We start from the raw sequence: 18,819 nt of genomic DNA, 5'->3' as shown, positions 1-18,819 counted from the left end.
AAGTCGTAGCTCCAGWCCGAATTGGGCTGGGTGGCGCCAGGCAGGCGTATGTCGTTGCCGCAACGACGTCGGCGAGGGCGCCGCCGCGGAATGCTGAGCTGCAAGGCTCGCCACATTCGTCGCACACGCGATTCGCCCAGCGCCAGCCAAGCCGACATCCGTCGGTAGCCGAAGCGCGGCACYTCCTGCGCAGCCGCARTCAGTTGCTCGCCCAGACGCCGATCTTTCTCCGGTTGCTTGAGCGTATAGGTCGCCACCCGGCGACTCAGTCCCAGGTAGCAACATGCCTTGCGTCGTGATATCCCTCGCCGAGTCAGGACTTCCAGCGCCTCGCGCCGGCCCGTCGGGGTGCTCATTTTTTTCGACTGAATTCCTTCAGGCCGTCGATCACCAGCATCTGCTCGGCGATCAGGCGCTTAAGCCGATCGTTCTCCGACTCCAATTCCTTGAGCCGACGCGCGTCGGCCACATCCATGCCGCCGAACTTGTTGCGCCAACGATAGAACGTTTGTTCCGAGATGTTGTGGCGCTTGCATAGATCCTTCACCGGTTCATCCCGGCTCTCGGCCTCGCGCAAGATGCGGATGATCTGCTCGTCGGTAAATCGCTTCTTCATCGAGTTCTCCTTGTCTCTAGGATAAAAGAGAACTCACKTGCCGCATGGCTACAAGAATCGTCTCAGGTCAGGAACACCAACGCCGGCCGATACGGTAGCTCGAAAGCGCGCTCTCTCCCCTTCGATTTGCCACCCGCCATGATGCGGCGGATCTCGGCCTCCTCCTCTGCGCTCGGCCGCCGATCTCGATGCACATCCTCTTTCGGCGCACGATCCTGCGCTTCGACTGCCACTCGATCGTCATCGGTATAGGTCGCATAACGTTTAGGCAGCAGGCGCAACGGATTGACCGCAAGCATCGGAGTGCCGGACTTGACCACCCAATCGAAACAGCGAGCGAGCGCCCCCACATTGTGGCGAATCGTCGACGGCGACAAATGATGCTCGCGCTTCATTGCTGTCACCCATCGTTCCGCCCAATCGTAGTCCACGGTAGAGAGCGCTTTCGAGGGAAGTCGGCCGCCGAGCAATGTATTTAGCACCTGGACGTCGGAATCGGGCACCGACACACGCCGCAGATATTCTCGAACAGCGTCTAGCGTCGTTGCGATTGCTTCGCGTTGCTCAACGACGTCCGTCGGCACAATGCCGGCATCGAGCAGTTGCTCCAGCCGGGCGACGTACGCGTCGCCCTCTTCTTCTGATTGAAACGTAAGGGAAAGTGGCTTTGGGAGAAGCTTCGAACGTCGGATGATGTATTCCCACGTTCCGGAGGGTCGTAGTCGCTTGGTCGCCATGCGCTGATGCGAACTCACCTATACGGCCAAAGAGCCGACTTAGGCGTGGTTACGCGTGTTTCTTGAGTGGTTAGAGGCGACTTTGTACCACTCTAGGCGACTTTCTTACAAGGATGAAAGTCGGGCCAGAAAAAGAAAAAGCCCTGATTTCTCAGGGCTTTTTCTCTTCTTACTTGGAGGCGCGAGCCGGAGTCGAACCGGCCTAAACGGCTTTGCAGGCCGCTGCATAACCGCTTTGCTATCGCGCCAAAAGCGGACTGTCCGGATGCCGTGAGGCAAGCGACAGATTTTTTATTCGAGGACCGGAAGTCCATCAAATAAAAAGGGAAGCGTGGCTTCCCCATTACTTGGAGCGGGAGACGAGTCTCGAACTCGCGACCTCAACCTTGGCAAGGTTGCGCTCTACCAACTGAGCTACTCCCGCATTGTCCTGCATCTGCAGCGCTTCGCCGTACAACACGCTGCCAGAAAAATCTGGAGCGGGAGACGAGTCTCGAACTCGCGACCTCAACCTTGGCAAGGTTGCGCTCTACCAACTGAGCTACTCCCGCATGCGTCCTGCATCTGCAGCGCTTCGCCGTACAACACGCTGCCAGAAAAAATCTGGAGCGGGAGACGAGTCTCGAACTCGCGACCTCAACCTTGGCAAGGTTGCGCTCTACCAACTGAGCTACTCCCGCGTATTGCTACGCTACCGCTTCCCCGTCACACACTTACTTCGTCGTGCAGCGGAGAAGCGAGATTATGTCGAAGGCACATTCGTGTGTCAAGGGCTTTTCCAGCCCTTTTTCCAAAAACCTGCTCGGCCAGACGCGTGACGCACTTCATGCGCCGCCGCGCTCGCGAATCTGCGGCCAGGCGAGCTTCATGTAGTACAGCATCGACCAGATCGTCAGCACCGCGGCGAGATACATCAGCCATTCGCCCCACACGCGCGTATCGATCGTCACGACGCCGAGCGGCAGCGGCCCGTAGAACAGCAGCATCGGAATCGCGACCATCTGGCATGCGGTCTTGAACTTGCCGAGCTGGTTCACCGCGACGCTCTTCGACGCGCCGATCTGTGCCATCCACTCGCGCAGCGCCGAAATCGCGATCTCGCGGCCGACGATCACGAGTGCAATCGCCGCATCGACCCGCGAAATCTGCACGAGGATCAGCAGCGCGGCCGTCACCATCAGCTTGTCCGCCACCGGGTCGAGAAATGCGCCGAACGACGACGTCTGGTTCCACTTGCGTGCCAGATAGCCGTCGAACCAGTCGGTCAGCGCCGCGAGTATGAAGATCGCCGCCGCCGCGAGATTGCGGTGCGCGCCGCCCATCACCGTGTCCGGCAGATAGAACACGCCGACGACGAGCGGGATCAGCACGATCCGTACCCACGTCAGGAAAATCGGGAAATTGAACGGCATGGCATGCTGGACAGTAAAGGATTCGCAATTGTGCCGTGTCGACCGGCCTGCCACAAGAACGCTGGCAAGGCAGCCGGCCGCACGGCCGCGTCAGTGAAGCTGCTTGTAGATCTGCTCGGCGAGCGCATGCGAGATGCCCTCGACGCTCGCGAGTTCCTCGACGCTCGCGGCAACGACGCCGCGCAACCCGCCGAACCGCGCGAGCAGCCGCTGCCGGCGCTTCGCGCCAACGCCCTCGAGCTCCTCGAGCCGCGACGTCTGGCGCGCCTTCGCCCGCTTTGCGCGCATGCCAGTGATCGCGAAACGGTGCGCTTCGTCGCGGATCTGCGCGACGAGCATCAGCGCGGCGCTTTCCTTGCCGAGTTCGAGCGGCGTGCGGCCGTCGGCGAACACGAGCGTCTCGAGGCCGACCTTGCGCCCCTCGCCTTTCGCGACACCGACCAGCATCGACGTGTCGAGACCGAGCTCGGTGAACACCTGGCGCGCGATTTCGACCTGACCCTTGCCGCCGTCGATCAGCACGATGTTCGGCAGCAGGCTCGACGCCTCGGCCTGGCGCGTCGACTCGCCGTCGATGCCGGCCGCATCGTCGGCGGCAGCCGCCTGCGCGGCCTGCTCGACCATCTTCTCGTAGCGGCGCGTGAGCACCTGCCGCATCGCCGCGTAGTCGTCGCCCGGCGTGATCCCGGTGATGTTGTAGCGGCGGTACTCGCCCGACTGCATCTTGTGATGGTGGTAGACCACGCACGACGCCTGCGTCGCCTCGCCCATCGTATGACTGATGTCGAAACATTCGATCCGCAGCGTCGCGAGATCGTCGCATTCGTAGCTGAGCGTCTCCGCGAGCGCACGCGTGCGCGCCTGCTGCGAGCCCTGCTCGGACAGCAGCCGCATGAGCGCGATCTGCGCATTCTGTTCGGCCATCGACAGCCACGCGCGCCGCTGCCCCTGCGGCTGCCGCACCAGCGACACCTTGTGGCCGGCCTGCTCGGACAGCAACTCGAGCAGGTCGCGGCTCGCGGGCGCATGGCTCACGACGAGCACGGGCGGCACGCGATTGCCGAGATAATGCTGAGCGATGAATGCGTCGAGCACCTCGGCCTCGACCGACGCCACCGCGTCGCCGCGCGTGCGGCCGGCTTCTTCCGCAGGCAGGTCGGGCAATGCGTCGGCGGCCGCATCGGCTGCGTCAGCCGCCTCGGCCAGCTCGGACTCATCGCCGAGACCGCCCTCGGCGAGCGTCAGCGCACTTTCGACGTGCGTCGGGAAATACGCCTTGTCGCCGAGATGCCGGCCGCCACGCACCATCGCGAGGTTCACGCACACGCGCCCGCCCTGCGCGACGACGGCCAGGATGTCGACGTCGCTGTCGCTGCCGACCTCGATCGCCTGCTGGTGCAGCACCGTCGCGAGCGAGCTCATCTGGTTGCGCACGGCCGCCGCCTGCTCGAATTTCAGCTCGGCCGCGAACGCGTGCATCTTCTGCTCGAGCTCCTTCATCACTTCGGACTGCCGGCCGAGCAGGAAACGCGCGGCGTTCGACACGTCGATTGCGTAATCCTCGCCGGAGATCGCGCCGACGCACGGCGCCGTGCAGCGCCCGATCTGATGCAGCAGGCACGGCCGCGTGCGGTTGTTGAAGACCGAATCCTCGCAGGTGCGCAACTGGAACACGCGCTGCAGGATCTGGATGCTCTCGCGCACAGCCCATGCACTCGGGAACGGCCCGAAGTACTGGTTCTGCTTGTCGACCGAGCCGCGGTAGTAGGCCATCCGCGGGAACCGGTGCGCGGTGAGCTTCAGGTACGGATACGACTTGTCGTCGCGAAACAGGATGTTGTAGCGTGGCGCGAGCGCCTTGATCAGGTTGTTCTCGAGCAGCAGCGCCTCGGCCTCCGAGCGCGTGACGGTCGTCTCGATGCGCGCGATGCGCGTGACCATCATCGCGATGCGCGGCGACAGCTGCGTCTTCGTGAAATAGCTCGATACACGCTTCTTCAGGTCGCGTGCCTTGCCGACATAGAGCACGGCGCCCGCCGTGTCGTAATAGCGATAGACGCCCGGCATGTGCGGCAATTGCGCAAGGATCTTCTTCGGTTCGAACGGGGTATCGGAAGCTTCGGGGGATGTCATGCGTGATCCGGGCGCCTTGTAACGCGGAACGGGTCTATTAGAATCGCCAGTTTAGAGCATTCACCGGCCCGCTTCGATGCCACGCACCACCGCTGCCCCCCAGCCCGCCGCGCCGCTCGCGCCGGGCGAACCGATCGCCTGCGACCTCTTCTGTACGGTGATCGACAATTTCGGCGACATCGGCGTCTGCTGGCGCGTCGCGCGCCAGCTCGCGCATGAGCACGGCTGGCAGGTTCGCCTGTTCGTCGACGACCTGCGCACGTTCGCGCGCCTGCTGCCCGGGGTCGATCCCGACGCGGGGCGACAGACGGTCGACGCGATCGTGGTCGAGCACTGGCACGCGGAAGTCGGCGACGCGCTGGAGATCGCCGATGTCGTGATCGAAGCGTTCGCGTGCGAGCTGCCCGGCGCATATCTCGCGGCGATGGCGCGCCGCGCGCGGCGCCCCGTGTGGATCAACCTCGAGTACCTGAGCGCCGAGGACTGGGTCGCCGATTTCCATCTGCGCCCGTCGCCGCACCCGCGCTACCCGCTGCTGAAGACGTTTTTCTTCCCCGGCCTGTCGGCCGGCACCGGCGGCGTCCCGAAGGAGCACGACCTCGATGCGCGCCGCACGGCCTTCGAAACCGACGCGGCGGCGCGCGACGCATGGTGGCGGCACACGACCGGCGGCGCGCAGCCAGCCCCCGGCACGACGGTCGTCAGCCTGTTCGCGTACGAGAATCCGGCCGTCGACGCGCTGCTCGCGCAGTGGCGCGACGGCCCGTCGCCGGTCGTCGCACTCGTGCCGGCCGGCCGCGTGTCGCCTGCCGTCGCGCGTTTTTTCGGGGTCGAGTCGTTCGGAGCGGGCACGCGTGCACGCAGCGGCAACCTGGCTGCACACGGGCTCGCGTTCGTCCCCCAGGCTGACTACGATCCGTTGCTGTGGGTGGCCGACGTCAATTTCGTGCGCGGCGAGGATTCGTTCGTCCGGGCGCAGTGGGCACGCAAGCCGTTCGTGTGGCACATCTACCCGCAGGCCGACGACGTGCACCTGCCGAAGCTCGACGCCGCGCTCGCGCACCTGTCGGCCGGCCTCGCCGACGCGCCGCGTGCGGCACTCGAGCGATTCTGGCATGCATGGAACGGCGTCGGCACGCCCGACTGGGCCGATTTCTGGCAGCACCGCGCCGCACTGGAGGCCAACGCGGCCCGCTGGGCCGATGCGCTGGCGGCCGTCGGCGATCTCGCCGGAAAGCTGGCGGAATACGCAAAATCTCAGTTAAAATAAGCGGTTATCCGACGGCTGACCAGGCAAGCGCTCGCTTGTGGCGTCCACCGGAACGCACGCTTGCGCCGTCAGCCGTTGCGCAACGCTCAGGCACCTATTTATTTGATTTGATCAGGACAGTTTTTATGAAGACCGCACAGGAACTCCGCGTAGGCAACGTCGTGCAGATCGGCAGCGACGCATGGGTCATCGCCAAGGCCGAATACAACAAGTCGGGCCGTAACTCCGCCGTCGTCAAGATGAAGATGAAGAACCTGCTGACGAACGCAGGCCAGGAAGCGGTCTACAAGGCTGACGACAAGTTCGACGTCGTCGTGCTCGACCGCAAGGAAGTGACGTACTCGTACTTCGCCGACCCGATGTACGTGTTCATGGACGCCGACTACAACCAGTTCGAAGTCGAAGCGGAAATGATGGGCGAAGCGCTGAACTACCTCGAAGACGGCATGGCGTGCGAAGTCGTGTTCTACAACGAGAAGGCGATCTCGGTCGAACTGCCGACGGTCCTCGTTCGCGAGATCACCTACACGGAGCCGGCAGTCAAAGGCGACACGTCGTCGGGCAAGGTGCTGAAGAACGCCAAGCTCGCAACGGGCTTCGAACTGCAAGTGCCGCTGTTCTGCAACACCGGCGACAAGATCGAAATCGATACGCGTACGAACGAATACCGCAGCCGCGCGTAATCGCCAGCGATACCCGCATCGAACAAAGCGCCCTTCGGGGCGCTTTTTGTTTGTCTGGCGCCAACAAGCGAGCCCGCGTCAGGCTCATGTAAAGCACAAAATCCACCGGTAAAGATATTCAATTTGTATCATCGGTAACTGTTTTATAGCGCCGGAGAAATAATGCTCGTTACGCGTTCAGCGGGGCATAAAATCAGTTTTTAATCTGACATGCGGCTGCGGCTCCGATGGCCGACAGCCCGCCTCTCTTGACTCGACTCGCGTCCACCATGCCACACGCCCTGATTGTCGAAGACGATCCCAACAGTCTGTCCGGCCTCACCGCGCTGCTCGCCGCGGACGGCTTCTCGGTCGACACGGCCACGTCGCTCGCCGAGGCGCGCACGGCGCTCGGCCGCTCGATTCCCGACGTCGTTCTCGTCGACCTGAACCTGCCGGACGGCAGCGGGTTCGACCTGCTCCAGCACCTGCCGCAGCAACAGCCGAACGGCTCGCTGCCCGTCATCGTGCTGACGGGCAACGCGACGGTCGAGAGCGCCATCGAGGGCCTGCGTCACGGTATCTGGGACTACCTGCTGAAGCCGATCAACATTCCGCGCCTGCGCAGCCTGCTCGCGCGGATCCCCCGTCCCTACGAACTGATCGACGAAGTGCAGTCGTTGCGCGCATCGCTGCGCCATCTCGGCCGCTTCGGCGCGTTGGTCGGCCGCAGCGACGCGATGCAGCACGTGTACGACATGATCGAGCACAACGCGCGCACCGAAACGGCCGTCCTGTTCTCGGGCGAAGCCGGTACCGGCAAGAAGCTGGCCGCGCGCACGCTGCACGACCTGAGCCGGCGCCGCAAGGGGCCGTTCGTATCGTTCGACTGCCGGACGATCGCGCAGGCCAGCCGGCACGGCGCATCGCTCGACAGCGTGCTGTTCGGCCATGAGCGCGGCGCGTTCGACGGCGCCGAGCGCCGCGAATCGGGCCTGTTCGAACAGGCCGGCGGCGGCACGCTGTTCCTCGACGAAATCACCGCGCTGCCGCTCGTCCTGCAGGAAGCGCTACTGCATGCGCTCGATTCGCAGAACTTCATGCGGATCGGCGGCACGAGCTCGATCACGAGCGATTTCCGGCTGATCGCGACCACGCGCCGCCCGGCGCGCGAAGCGGTCGCGAACGGCACGCTGCGCGAGGATCTGTGGCTGCGCCTCGATGCGGCGTCGATCACGATGCCGCCACTGCGCGAGCGCGACGGCGACGCGCTCGCGATCGCGGACGCGCTGATCGACGAACTGAACCGCGAAGCGCGCGCAACCGGCCGCAGCACGACCGACAAGCGCGCGGCGCCGGGCTTCGTGCGCGAATGCCTGTCCTACGAATGGCCGGGCAACGTGCGCGAGCTGCAGGAGCGCGTGCGCTTCGCGTACGACGCATCGGGCGATTTCATCGAGACGCTGCGCGCGGGCGAACCAAGCTTCTCGGCCGGTGCCGCGCTGAACGGCAGCAGCGTGCAGATCAAGGTCGGCACGCCGCTGTCCGACGTCGAGGATCTGCTGATCCGCGCGACGCTCGACGCAGTCGGTGGCACGCGCCACCGCGCGGCAACGCTCCTCGGCATCAGCCCGAAGACGCTGTACAACAAGTTGCAGCGGATGAAGGTGAACTGAGCGGGCCGTGATGTTTGCAGGTACTGGCAGGGCTTGACCGTTAGTTGCGTTCAAACTTGCTTCGGCGACCCGCTTGACTCCTGAAGCTGCCCGGTTCGCGCCCGCAATAGCCCATGAAAAAGCCGCGCAGCAGCGCGGCTTTTTGTTTCGGCGACGGGAATGGCGCATACCGCACCATCCCCTCCCCGCTTAGGCCAGTGCGCTGCTCAACAGCGCCTGCGCCTGCAGATACTCGGGCTGCGCGATCAGCTTGTCCCACTTGAGGGCCTTGCCGCGCGCGCGCATCCGCTTGATGCGCCGCACCGACTCGTCCGTGGCCCGCGCTTTCAGTCCGTTCAGCACGACCTCGGCCGCGTCCGGCTGGTTGCAGACGAGCACCATGTCGCAACCGGCAGCGAGCGCAGCGTCGGCCGCCTGCGTGAGCGTGCCGCCTTCGCGTGCGGCCTCCATCGACAGGTCATCGCTGAAGATCGCACCCGTGAAGCCGAGCCGCCCGCGCAGGATGTCCTGCAGCCACACGCGCGAGAAACCGGCCGGCCGCTTGTCGACCTGCGTATAGATCACGTGCGCGGGAATCACCGCGGACAGCGACAAGCCGAGCCAGTCGTACGGCGCGACGTCCTGCTTGAGGATCGCGTCGAGCGTGCGGTCGTCGGTCGGCAGCGCGACGTGCGAGTCGGCCTCCGCGAAGCCGTGCCCCGGGAAATGCTTGCCGCAGTTCGCCATCCCGGCGAGCGACAGCCCGTGGTTCAGGCTCTTTGCGAGCAGCGTGACGACGCGCGGATCGCGATGGAACGCGCGATCGCCGATCACTTTCGAGTGCCCGTAGTCGAGGTCGAGCACGGGCGTGAAGCTCATGTCGATCCCGCAAGCACGCAGCTCGGCGGCCAGAATGTAGCCGACGGCCGTGGCAACCTTCGTCGCGAGCAGCACGTCGCGATCCCACAGCTCGCCGAGGCGGCGCATCGCGGGCAGCACCGTGAAGCCGTCGGTGCGGAAACGCTGCACGCGCCCGCCTTCGTGATCGACGGCGATCAGGATGTCTTCGCGCACCGCGCGGATCGAGTCGGTCAGCGCGGTCAGTTGCGCGCGATTCTGGAAGTGCCGCGCGAACAGGATCACGCCGCCGGTATTCGGATGCGCGAGGCGCCGCGCATCGTCGCGCGACAGGGCCGTGCCGACGACGTCGAGCATGACCGGGCCGGGAGTCGTTTTCATCGAATCGGGAATTCCGTCAGGAGGAGGTTCGGGAAACAGGTGCAGGCGCGGCGTCCGTCTCGGCGATCACGAACGACACCGCGTAGTCGCGTTCGTCGCTGACCGTCACGCGCGCCGTGATGCCACGGGCGGCAAGCCAGTCGGCCAGCTCGCCCGACGCAACCACGTACGGCTCGCCGCTCGGGTGGTTGAGGGTCTGCAGCGCACGCCACGTCATCGGCCAGTGCATGCCGAGCCCGATCGCCTTCGAAAACGCTTCCTTCGCGGAAAAGCGCGTCGCGAGGAACGCGATGCCGCGTGCCTCGGAGCGGGCGCGGCGCGCATGGAACACGCGCAGCTCATCGGGGCCCAGCACCTTCTCGGCAAACCGGCCGCCCGTGCGCTCGAGCACGGCCGCGACGCGGCTCACCTGGGCGATGTCGGTACCGATGCCGTAGATCGCCATGTCAGTACGCGCCGGTGCGACCCGGCAGGGCCGGGTCAGGCATGACGCGCGACGCGCGGCGGCATTTCATCTTCAGCGTGCGCCGCCATGCAGCGCGGCAACGCGTGCGGCGACCATGATCGCCTTCATCTCGCGCACCGCGTTGTCCCAGCCCGCGAAAATCGCGTGCGCGACAATCGCGTGGCCGATGTTCAGTTCGACGATGCCGTCGATCGCGGCGATCTGCTGTACGTTCGTGTAGTGCAGTCCGTGACCGGCATTGACCTTCAGGCCGAGTTGCGCGCCGGCCTGTACGCCCGCGACGATGCGCTCGTATTCGCGCTGCTGTTCGGCTTCGTCGTGCGCTTCGGCGTAACGGCCCGTATGCAGCTCGATCACCGGCGCGCCTGCTTCGTGCGCGGCACGGATCTGAGTCTCGTCCGGGTCGATGAACAACGACACGCGCACCCCCACGTCGGCAAGCTGCTTGCATGCCGCACGCACGGCCTCGAAGTGGCCGGCGACATCGAGACCGCCTTCGGTCGTCAGTTCCTCGCGCTTCTCGGGCACGAGACATGCGTCGTGCGGGCGCACTTCGCATGCGATATCGAGCATCTCGGCCGTCACCGCGCATTCGAGGTTCATGCGCGTCTTCAGCAGCGGGCGCAGCTTGCGCACGTCCGCATCGACGATGTGGCGGCGATCCTCGCGCAGGTGCAGTGTGATCGCATCCGCACCGGCTTCTTCTGCGGCGAGCGCCGCGCGGATCGGATCGGGATAGGCCGTGCCGCGTGCATTGCGCAGCGTCGCGACGTGGTCGATGTTCACGCCGAGGTCGATGGCGGTGGGCGTTGTCAGGAAGAAGCTCATAGGTTTTGCAGGTCGATCAGGATCTGACGCGTGGCAAGCGGCGTACCGCCGAGATAGGTGTTCAGCAGGAAGCGCATCAGCGTCTTGCTTTGCGCAACCGTCTGGGCTCGATGGTAATCGTCCTGCTCCATATCGAGCAACGTCTGTCCCGTAATGACCGGCCAGTGTGTCGGCACGTCGTCGTCCGCATTGCGCACGCCGCGTTCGGGATCGAACACGTAACGGCGGTCAGGCTCGACCGCGCGACGCGCGACCGTGCGGTTCAGCGCCATCGCATAGCCGGTCTCGCGCAGCAGCACGCGCTCGAACGAGCGCAGCACCTGCACCGCGGGCTCGCCGTGCGCGAGGCGCGTGAGGGTCAGCACGTAATGATTGAAGAGCGGCGGCTGGGGATCCTCGCGTGCGCAGAACTTCACGAGCAGCTCGTTCGCATAGAAGCCGCACAGCAGCCCGTCGCCGCCGAGCGGCAGCATCCCGCCGACCCACTCGGCGCCCGTCAGCGTGCGCACCTCGGATTTGCCCGACCAGGACAGCAGCAGCGGCTGGAAGGTCTGCAGTACGCCGCGCAGCGCGGAGTGCGGACGCTTCGCGCCCTTCGCGACGAGCGCGAGCCGGCCATGATCGCGCGTCAGCACGTCGATGATCAGGCTCGTTTCCCGATACGGGTAACTGTGCAGCACGAACGCCGGCTGCTCGGCGACGCGGAAATCGGACGTGCGAGACGTCGCGCGCCGCGCCTTGCGCGGCGGTTCGGGCGGTGCCGGCAGCGGCGCGTCGTTCGCACCGGCCGTCACCGCGTCTTCGGTCGACGTCAGCGCGTCATTCGTACCCATAGGCGCGCAGCCCTGCCTCGTTGTCGGCCCAGCCGCTCTTCACCTTCACGAAGGTCTCGAGATACACGGGGCCGTCAAACAGCTTCTCCATGTCCATCCGCGCCTCGGTGCTGATCTGCTTGAGCTTCTCGCCCTTCTTGCCGATCACCATCGCCTTGTGCGTATCGCGTTCGACGAGGATCGTCGCGAAGATGCGCTTCAGGCGCCCTTCCTCCTCGAACTTGTCGATCAGCACGGTGCTCGTGTACGGCAGTTCGTCGCCGGTCCAGCGGAACACCTTCTCGCGCAGGATTTCAGCTGCGAGGAAGCGCGAGCTGCGGTCGGTCAGCTCGTCCTCGCCGTAGATCGGCTCGCCTTCCGGCAGGTACGGCTTGATCGTGTCCAGCAGGCGCTTGATGTCCTCCGGGCGCTGCGCCGACAGCGGCACGAGCTCGGTGAATTCGCGCAGCGTGCTCATCTGCTGCATGAACGGGAACAGCGTCGCCTTGTCGGTCACGCGGTCGATCTTGTTCGCAATCAGCAGCGTCGGCATGCCGGGCGGGATCAGGTCGAGCACTTTCTGGTCGTCGGGCCCGAAGCGGCCGGCCTCGATCACGAACAGGATCACGTCGACCGACGTCAGCGTCGACGTGACCGCGCGGTTCAGCGAACGGTTCAGCGCGGTGCTGTGGCGGGTCTGGAAGCCCGGCGTATCGACGAACACGAATTGCGCGTCATCCAACGTATTGATGCCGGTGATGCGGTGGCGGGTCGTCTGCGCCTTGCGCGACGTGATGCTGATCTTCTGGCCGACGAGTGCGTTCATCAACGTCGACTTGCCGACGTTCGGGCGGCCCACGATCGCGATCATGCCGCAACGGAAACCAGTAGGAGCGGGAGTGTTCATATCGTTTGGGAGACAGGTTCGGAAACGGCCGCGCGACGCACGGCACGATCGATGGGCAATTCAGTGGTCGGCATCGGCCACGCGCGCCTGCGCGGCAGCGAGGCTCGCGCCGCCCGGCGGCGTTTCGGAGTCCGGCGCCGCGGCGTCGCGTGCGCGCGCAGCGCCGCGCGAAGCGGGGTCGGTACCGGCGGAAGACTTATCGGCGGACGCAGATGCCGGATCGGCTGCCTGGCCAGCCGGCTTGTCGGCCGCGCGCGCAACAGGCATGGCCTCCGCGGGCTTTTCCGCGGCCTTGTCGGGCCGCTCGGCCGGCTTCTCGGCCGCCGGCTTCGCCGCCCGTTCGCCCTTCTCCGCAGCCGCGTCGACATGCGCCGCGCGAATCGCGGCCATCGGCGCGACGGCCGGCTCGGTACCAGTCGCAGCGGCGGCTGCGGGCGCCGCACCGGCCGCCCTCGCCTCGCGCGCCGCTGCGCGTTCCTTCCGCTCCGGCGAGCGCAGGTCGAGCGCTTCCTGCACGCCCTTCACGCCGGGCACGATTTCGGGTTCGACATGCTTCGACCCACGCGCGTTTTTCGAGCGTTTCGGCTTGGCGGCCAGCATCGGTGCGGCCGCCATCACCTCATCGAGCGCCTTCTTCGCGGCGGCCTGCTCGGCCGCACGCCGGCTCGCACCGGAGCCCGACACCTTCACGTCGAGCTTCGGCACCGTGCATTCGACTTCGAATTGCTGGTTGTGCGCCGCACCATGCGTCGCGACCACCGTGTAGGTCGGCAGCGCGATCTTGTGCCCCTGCAGGTATTCCTGCAGCAGCGTCTTCGCGTCCTTGCCGAGCGTGCGCGGATCGATGTGGTCGAGAATCGGGATATAGAGGCGCTTGATGACCCCTTGGGCGGCTTCGAAGCCGCCATCGAGGAACACGGCCCCGATGATGGCTTCGAACGCGTCCGCGAGGATCGACGGGCGGCGGAACCCACCGCTGCGCAGCTCGCCCTCGCCGAGCCGCAGCCCGTCCGAGATATTCAGGGCCTGCGCAATTTCGTACAGCGACTGCTGTTTGACGAGGTTGGCGCGTACGCGCGACAGATCGCCTTCGTCCAGCTTGCTGAAACGCTGGAACAAAAGGGCCGCCACCGCGCAATTCAGAACGGAATCGCCGAGAAACTCGAGCCGTTCGTTGTGCGTGGCACTGTGACTACGATGGGTCAAAGCCTGGCGCAACAATTCCGCATTGCGAAATTCGTAGCGCAGCCGGCTTTCCAACTGGGATAAGGGCATGTGCAGGAGTATAACGCGGGCGCCGGTCGGGCCGAAACGGCACGGCCGGACGCGAAAAGGCGTGACGAGGCGGTGTTACCGCCGGTTCTTAAAGTAGTTCGGCACTACGCGACGCGGCCCGTGCGTCGCGTAGTGCGAGTGAGTCGAATGCGATCAGTTGAAGGAGCCGATGCGCTTCAGGTCGCTGAAGTTCATCCAGATGAAGAACGCGCGGCCGACGATGTTCTGGTCGGGCACGAAACCCCAGTAGCGGCTATCCGCACTGTTGTCGCGGTTGTCGCCCATCATGAAGTAGTGACCCGGCGGCACCTTGCAGATCACACCGCGGCTGTTGTACGTGCAATTGTCGCGATACGGATAGTCGTATGCGCCCATCACGAACGGCGGCACGGCCGGGTTGTTGAGGATCGCGTTCTTCTTGTTGCCGATCGTTTCCTCGAACTGCTTCGCGTAATTCTGGCGCTCGTCGTCGAAGAAATCGGGCAGCGGCGTTTCGGGCACCGGCTGGCCGTTGATCGTGAGCTGCTTGTCTTGGTACGCGACGGTATCGCCCGGCAGGCCGATCACGCGCTTGATGTAATCGACCGACTCGTCCTTCGGATAGCGGAACACGACGACGTCGCCGCGCGACAGCGGGCTGCCCTGCGTGATCTTCGTGTTCGTGACCGGCAGGCGCAGCCCGTATTCGAACTTGTTGACGAGGATGAAGTCGCCGACGAGCAGCGTCGGTACCATCGAGCCCGACGGAATCTTGAACGGCTCGACGACGAACGAACGCACCACGAACACGGCCAGGATCACGGGGAAGAAGCTCGCCGTGTACTCGAGCCACCACGGCTGGCGCAGCTTCTCGTCGCGCAGCTTCGAGCGCGTCTGCACCGCGTTTTCATCCGCGAAACGCTTGTCGATGCGCGACTGCTGGCGATCGAACTCCTCGATCGCCGAGTCGGCCGCCTTGCGTCGCTGCGGCAGGAACACCAGTTTGTCCAGCACCCACGCTACACCCGTCAAGATGACGAGCACAAAAAGAATCAGCGCAAAATTCATAAAAGGATCAGTCCTGTTATTTGTCTTCGACGCGCAAGATTGCAAGGAACGCTTCCTGCGGGATCTCGACCGAGCCCACCTGCTTCATCCGTTTCTTGCCTTCCTTCTGCTTCTCGAGCAGTTTCTTCTTTCGCGTGATGTCGCCGCCGTAGCACTTCGCGAGCACGTTCTTGCGCAGCGCCTTGATGTTCTCGCGCGCGACGATGTGCGCGCCGATCGCGGCCTGGATCGCCACGTCGTACATCTGGCGCGGGATGATCTCGCGCATCTTCGCGGCAACCTCGCGGCCGCGATATTGCGACTGCGAACGGTGCACGATGATCGACAGCGCATCGACCTTGTCGCCGTTGATCAGCATGTCGACCTTCACGACGTCCGACGAACGGTATTCCTTGAACTCGTAGTCCATCGACGCATAGCCGCGCGACACCGACTTCAGGCGATCGAAGAAGTCGAGCACGATCTCGGCCATCGGGATCTCGTACGTGAGCTGCACCTGGCGGCCGTGATACTGCATGTTGATCTGCGAGCCGCGCTTCTGCTCGCACAGCGTGATCACCGAGCCGACGTAATCCTGCGGCATGTACAGGTTCACGGTGACGATCGGCTCGCGAACTTCGGCGATGCGGCCGGGCTCCGGCATCTTTGCCGGGTTCTCGACCATGATCGTCGAGCCGTCGCTTTGCACGACCTCGTAGACGACCGTCGGTGCGGTCGTGATCAGATCCATGTCGAACTCGCGCTCGAGCCGCTCCTGCACGATTTCCATGTGCAGCAGCCCGAGGAAGCCGCAGCGGAAACCGAACCCGAGCGCCTGCGACACTTCCGGCTCGTACTGCAGCGACGCGTCGTTCAGCTTGAGCTTTTCCAGTGACTCGCGCAGCGCGTCGTACTGGTTCGCCTCGACCGGATACAGCCCGGCGAACACCTGCGGCTTCACTTCCTTGAAGCCCGGCAGCGGCTCGGTGGCGGCCTTGGTCACGTGCGTGACGGTATCGCCGACCTTCGCGGCCGTCAGTTCCTTGATGCCCGCGATGATGAAGCCCACCTGCCCGGCCGACAGCGATTCGAGGTTGCGCGACTTCGGCGTGAACACCCCGATGTGCTCGACCGGATACTGCGCGCCGGTCGCCATCAGCTTGATCTTGTCCTTCGGACGCAGCGTGCCGTTGACGATGCGAACCAGCATCACGACGCCGACGTAGTTGTCGAACCACGAATCGATGATGAGCGCCTGCAGCGGCGCGTTGACGTCGCCCTTCGGCGGCGGCACCTTCGCGATCAGCGACTCGAGCACGTCCTCGACGCCGAGCCCCGTCTTCGCGCTGCAGCGCGTCGCGTCGGTCGCGTCGATACCGATCACGTCCTCGATCTCCTCGATCGCGTTCTCGGGGTTTGCAGCCGGCAGGTCGATCTTGTTCAGCACGGGCACAACCTCGACCCCGAGCTCGATCGCCGTGTAGCAGTTCGCGACCGTCTGCGCCTCGACGCCCTGGCTCGCGTCGACGACCAGCAGCGCGCCTTCGCACGCGGACAGCGAACGGCTGACTTCGTACGAGAAGTCGACGTGCCCCGGCGTGTCGATCAGGTTCAGGTTGTAGACCTTGCCGTCGCGCGCGCGATAGGACAACGCGGCTGTCTGCGCCTTGATCGTGATGCCGCGCTCGCGCTCGATATCCATCGAGTCGAGCACCTGCGCTTCCATTTCGCGGTCGGCGAGGCCGCCGCATACCTGGATGATGCGATCCGCGAGCGTCGACTTGCCATGGTCGATGTGGGCGATGATCGAGAAATTGCGAATATGATCCATTCAGTGCCGATCAAGCGAAAAAGGCGCGCTCGACGACTGCGGAGCACGCCTTGTAAGTCGGTGAAAAAACGGCTTATTTTAGCCGAAAAGGCCTTCGCCGGGCGGTATTTCCGACGCCGGGCCGCGCGGTGGCCCGCCGGGGGTATCCGGCGGGGCAAGCCCCGCGCGAAGCGACACCCGCCTGCGGCCGGTCAGGCTCGGCGCCGAGCCGCAAGCGCGTCACGCACTCGCGCGTCGTCGAACCGGTGGCGGCATACCTCCGCCCCGTCCAGCAACAGCACGGGCACGTCCTCGTCGTAGCGGGCGACGAGTGCCGCATCGGTGTCGATGTCGACGTAATCGACCGCGACACCGAATTCGACCGCCACCGGCGCCAGTGCGTCGCGCATGTCGTCGCACAGGTGGCACCAGCCGCGGCCGTAGAGCGTGAACATCGGCGCGTTACTTCTGGCGCGGCCGCACCGGCACGAACTGCGTGTTGTCGCCACGCCGCACGAGCACCGCGACCGCCTTCTGCGGATCGAGCTGCGCGGTCACGTCGGCGAACTGCTTCGCATTCGTGATATCGGTGTCGCCGACTCGCAGCACGATATCGCCGCGCTGCAAGCCCGCACGGGCGGCCGGGCCGTCGACGCCGTCGATCTGCACGCCGTTCTTCAGCTTCAGCGTCTTCATCTGCTCCGCCGTCAGGTCGCTGACCGTCAGACCGAGCGAATTGGTCTGGCGCGGCTTCTGCGGCGCGTTCTTGCGCTGCTCGGCCTTCGCCGTCGTTTCGGCCGGCGTCTCCGCGATCGTGATCGGCAGATCACGTGCCTGACCCTTGCGCCATACGCTGACCGTCGCCTTCGTGCCGGGCTTGGTATCGCCGACCATGCGCGGCAGGTCCGACGCCGTATCGACCGAACGGCCATTGAACTTCAGGATGATGTCGCCCGGCTGGATGCCCGCCTTGTCGGCCGGGCCACCCGGTTCGACGCTGCTGACGAGCGCGCCCTCGGCCTTCGGCAGCCCGATCGAATCGGCGACGTCCTTCGTCACCTCGCCGATCGCGACCGCAATCCGGCCGCGCGTGACCTTGCCCGTCGCCTTCAGCTGGTCGGCCACGCGCATCGCCTCGTCGATCGGAATCGCGAACGAGATGCCCATGAAGCCGCCGGTCCGGCTGTAGATCTGCGAGTTGATGCCGATCACCTCGCCCTGCATGTTGATCAGCGGGCCGCCCGAGTTGCCGGGGTTCACGGCGACGTCGGTCTGGATGAACGGCAGATAGTCGCCCGTATTGCGGCTCTTCGAGCTGACGATGCCGGCCGTCACCGTGTTGTCGAGGCCGAACGGCGAACCGATCGCGACGACCCACTCGCCGACGCGCACCTTGTTCGAATCGCCGATCGCGACGACCGGCAGGTTCGACGCCTGGATCTTGACGACCGCGACGTCCGTGCGATCGTCGACGCCGATCAGCTTCGCCTTGAATTCGCGCTTGTCGGTCAGCGTCACGTAGATGGTGTCCGCATCGTCGACGACGTGCGCATTGGTCATCACGTAACCGTCGGCCGACACGATGAAGCCCGAGCCGACGCCGCGATTCTGTTCGGTGTCGGGCGCATTGTCCGGTGCCGGCGCATTCTTCGGATTGCCGCCGCCATTGCCGCTACCGTTGCCGGGCGCCTGCGGCAGCGGAATGCCGAAGAAGCGCCGGAAGAATTCCGACATGTCGCCGTTATCGAAGCCCGGCGGGAGCATTCCGCGCGGGCCGCTGCTCGTCGGCACGTTGGCGGTGGTCCGGATGTTCACGACGGCCGGCCCGACCTTTTCGACCAGATCGGCGAAGTCGGGCAGGCTGGCAGCGGGGGCCGTCACCGCGAACGCGGTATGCGGCACGAGCGGCAGGCAGGCAGACAGCGCCGCCGCCGCGAGCCATTTGCGCAGCGTGAGTTTGATCATGTCGGA

At 65.1% G+C, this 18,819-nt stretch carries 16 protein-coding genes, 4 tRNA genes and 1 pseudogene; 3 read left to right on the top strand and 18 right to left on the bottom strand.

Going from position 1 to position 18,819, the window contains the following annotated elements:
• The 8 genes and pseudogenes from B7G54_RS15455 to uvrC form a co-directional block, all read right to left on the bottom strand.
• A pseudogene (locus tag B7G54_RS15455) lies at positions 1-616 on the bottom strand (transposase); the annotation flags it as partial.
• A gap of 62 nt (positions 617-678) precedes the next feature.
• Entirely contained in the window at positions 679-1,353 is a 675-nt protein-coding gene (locus tag B7G54_RS15450; protein WP_244289340.1) for a hypothetical protein, read from the bottom strand.
• Positions 1,354-1,527: 174 nt separating this feature from the next.
• Positions 1,528-1,601: transfer RNA gene (locus tag B7G54_RS15445), tRNA-Cys, on the bottom strand.
• Positions 1,602-1,701: 100 nt separating this feature from the next.
• Positions 1,702-1,777 (bottom strand) — tRNA-Gly (locus tag B7G54_RS15440).
• Positions 1,778-1,828: 51 nt separating this feature from the next.
• Positions 1,829-1,904: transfer RNA gene (locus B7G54_RS15435), tRNA-Gly, on the bottom strand.
• Between the two features lie 53 nt (positions 1,905-1,957).
• Positions 1,958-2,033 (bottom strand) — tRNA-Gly (locus tag B7G54_RS15430).
• A gap of 144 nt (positions 2,034-2,177) precedes the next feature.
• Positions 2,178-2,765, bottom strand: coding sequence for a CDP-diacylglycerol--glycerol-3-phosphate 3-phosphatidyltransferase (gene pgsA / locus B7G54_RS15420; protein WP_034186518.1), 588 nt, complete (start codon positions 2,763-2,765; stop codon positions 2,178-2,180).
• A gap of 90 nt (positions 2,766-2,855) precedes the next feature.
• Complete coding sequence (gene uvrC, locus B7G54_RS15415; protein ID WP_085039822.1) at positions 2,856-4,898, bottom strand: excinuclease ABC subunit UvrC; 2,043 nt, start codon at positions 4,896-4,898, stop codon at positions 2,856-2,858.
• A gap of 76 nt (positions 4,899-4,974) precedes the next feature.
• Here uvrC and earP point away from each other — a divergent pair, with 76 nt between their 5' ends.
• The 3 genes from earP (at position 4,975) to B7G54_RS15400 (ending at position 8,506) form a co-directional block, all read left to right on the top strand.
• Positions 4,975-6,168 carry an elongation factor P maturation arginine rhamnosyltransferase EarP gene (gene earP, locus B7G54_RS15410; protein ID WP_085039821.1) on the top strand — a complete coding sequence of 398 codons (1,194 nt, stop codon included), beginning with the start codon at positions 4,975-4,977 and terminating at the stop codon, positions 6,166-6,168.
• A 125-nt stretch (positions 6,169-6,293) separates the two neighbouring features.
• Positions 6,294-6,851 (top strand): elongation factor P, encoded by a 558-nt coding sequence (gene efp, locus B7G54_RS15405; protein WP_011351421.1) that lies wholly within the window; start codon positions 6,294-6,296, stop codon positions 6,849-6,851.
• Positions 6,852-7,120: 269 nt separating this feature from the next.
• Positions 7,121-8,506: a sigma-54-dependent transcriptional regulator gene (locus tag B7G54_RS15400; RefSeq protein WP_085039820.1), complete on the top strand. Its 1,386-nt coding sequence runs from the start codon at positions 7,121-7,123 to the stop codon at positions 8,504-8,506.
• 189 nt (positions 8,507-8,695) lie between these two features.
• Here the strand turns inward: B7G54_RS15400 and nagZ are convergent, their stop codons facing one another.
• The 10 genes from nagZ to B7G54_RS15345 all read right to left on the bottom strand — a co-directional run bounded on the left by nagZ (position 8,696) and on the right by B7G54_RS15345 (position 18,813).
• Complete coding sequence (gene nagZ / locus B7G54_RS15395) at positions 8,696-9,724, bottom strand: beta-N-acetylhexosaminidase (RefSeq protein WP_085039819.1); 1,029 nt, start codon at positions 9,722-9,724, stop codon at positions 8,696-8,698.
• Positions 9,725-9,740: 16 nt separating this feature from the next.
• Complete coding sequence (gene acpS / locus B7G54_RS15390) at positions 9,741-10,169, bottom strand: holo-ACP synthase (protein WP_021159685.1); 429 nt, start codon at positions 10,167-10,169, stop codon at positions 9,741-9,743.
• A gap of 72 nt (positions 10,170-10,241) precedes the next feature.
• The gene (gene pdxJ / locus B7G54_RS15385) at positions 10,242-11,018 is read right to left on the bottom strand and encodes a pyridoxine 5'-phosphate synthase (protein WP_034186511.1); all 777 of its coding nucleotides are present in this window, start codon (positions 11,016-11,018) and stop codon (positions 10,242-10,244) included.
• Positions 11,015-11,851 carry a DNA repair protein RecO gene (gene recO / locus B7G54_RS15380; RefSeq protein WP_085039818.1) on the bottom strand — a complete coding sequence of 279 codons (837 nt, stop codon included), beginning with the start codon at positions 11,849-11,851 and terminating at the stop codon, positions 11,015-11,017. Before recO ends, pdxJ begins: the two co-directional genes overlap by 4 nt.
• Positions 11,838-12,737: a GTPase Era gene (gene era / locus B7G54_RS15375; protein WP_085039817.1), complete on the bottom strand. Its 900-nt coding sequence runs from the start codon at positions 12,735-12,737 to the stop codon at positions 11,838-11,840. The genes recO and era overlap by 14 nt, the downstream gene beginning before the upstream one ends.
• 60 nt (positions 12,738-12,797) lie before the next feature.
• On the bottom strand, positions 12,798-14,012 hold the full coding sequence (gene rnc, locus B7G54_RS15370; protein WP_085039816.1) for a ribonuclease III: 1,215 nt from the start codon (positions 14,010-14,012) through the stop codon (positions 12,798-12,800).
• Positions 14,013-14,165: 153 nt separating this feature from the next.
• Positions 14,166-15,059, bottom strand: coding sequence for a signal peptidase I (lepB, locus tag B7G54_RS15365; protein WP_085039815.1), 894 nt, complete (start codon positions 15,057-15,059; stop codon positions 14,166-14,168).
• Between the two features lie 16 nt (positions 15,060-15,075).
• A complete protein-coding gene (lepA, locus tag B7G54_RS15360; RefSeq protein WP_085039814.1) occupies positions 15,076-16,869 on the bottom strand; it encodes a translation elongation factor 4 in 1,794 nt (597 codons plus the stop codon).
• A 191-nt stretch (positions 16,870-17,060) separates the two neighbouring features.
• Positions 17,061-17,303, bottom strand: coding sequence for a glutaredoxin family protein (locus tag B7G54_RS15350; RefSeq protein ID WP_085039812.1), 243 nt, complete (start codon positions 17,301-17,303; stop codon positions 17,061-17,063).
• 7 nt (positions 17,304-17,310) lie between these two features.
• Entirely contained in the window at positions 17,311-18,813 is a 1,503-nt protein-coding gene (locus tag B7G54_RS15345; RefSeq protein WP_085039811.1) for a DegQ family serine endoprotease, read from the bottom strand.
• Positions 18,814-18,819: the final 6 nt, after the last annotated feature.

Source organism: Burkholderia puraquae (genome assembly GCF_002099195.1).
In the GTDB taxonomy this organism is placed as follows: Bacteria; Pseudomonadota; Gammaproteobacteria; order Burkholderiales; family Burkholderiaceae; genus Burkholderia; species Burkholderia puraquae.
The sequence above is the reverse complement of the archived record's forward strand: the minus strand, read 5'-3'. Positions and strand labels throughout refer to the sequence as shown.

What these genes read in the sequence shown, in the direction of transcription:
- B7G54_RS15450 (WP_244289340.1), bottom strand. Translation starts at nt 1,353, where the DNA reads ATGGCGACCAAGCGACTACGACCCTCCGGAACGTGGGAATACATCATC.
- pgsA (WP_034186518.1), bottom strand. Translation starts at nt 2,765, where the DNA reads ATGCCGTTCAATTTCCCGATTTTCCTGACGTGGGTACGGATCGTGCTG.
- uvrC (WP_085039822.1), bottom strand. Translation starts at nt 4,898, where the DNA reads ATGACATCCCCCGAAGCTTCCGATACCCCGTTCGAACCGAAGAAGATC.
- earP (WP_085039821.1), top strand. Translation starts at nt 4,975, where the DNA reads ATGCCACGCACCACCGCTGCCCCCCAGCCCGCCGCGCCGCTCGCGCCG.
- efp (WP_011351421.1), top strand. Translation starts at nt 6,294, where the DNA reads ATGAAGACCGCACAGGAACTCCGCGTAGGCAACGTCGTGCAGATCGGC.
- B7G54_RS15400 (WP_085039820.1), top strand. Translation starts at nt 7,121, where the DNA reads ATGCCACACGCCCTGATTGTCGAAGACGATCCCAACAGTCTGTCCGGC.
- nagZ (WP_085039819.1), bottom strand. Translation starts at nt 9,724, where the DNA reads ATGAAAACGACTCCCGGCCCGGTCATGCTCGACGTCGTCGGCACGGCC.
- acpS (WP_021159685.1), bottom strand. Translation starts at nt 10,169, where the DNA reads ATGGCGATCTACGGCATCGGTACCGACATCGCCCAGGTGAGCCGCGTC.
- pdxJ (WP_034186511.1), bottom strand. Translation starts at nt 11,018, where the DNA reads ATGAGCTTCTTCCTGACAACGCCCACCGCCATCGACCTCGGCGTGAAC.
- recO (WP_085039818.1), bottom strand. Translation starts at nt 11,851, where the DNA reads ATGGGTACGAATGACGCGCTGACGTCGACCGAAGACGCGGTGACGGCC.
- era (WP_085039817.1), bottom strand. Translation starts at nt 12,737, where the DNA reads ATGAACACTCCCGCTCCTACTGGTTTCCGTTGCGGCATGATCGCGATC.
- rnc (WP_085039816.1), bottom strand. Translation starts at nt 14,012, where the DNA reads ATGCCCTTATCCCAGTTGGAAAGCCGGCTGCGCTACGAATTTCGCAAT.
- lepB (WP_085039815.1), bottom strand. Translation starts at nt 15,059, where the DNA reads ATGAATTTTGCGCTGATTCTTTTTGTGCTCGTCATCTTGACGGGTGTA.
- lepA (WP_085039814.1), bottom strand. Translation starts at nt 16,869, where the DNA reads ATGGATCATATTCGCAATTTCTCGATCATCGCCCACATCGACCATGGC.
- B7G54_RS15350 (WP_085039812.1), bottom strand. Translation starts at nt 17,303, where the DNA reads ATGTTCACGCTCTACGGCCGCGGCTGGTGCCACCTGTGCGACGACATG.
- B7G54_RS15345 (WP_085039811.1), bottom strand. Translation starts at nt 18,813, where the DNA reads ATGATCAAACTCACGCTGCGCAAATGGCTCGCGGCGGCGGCGCTGTCT.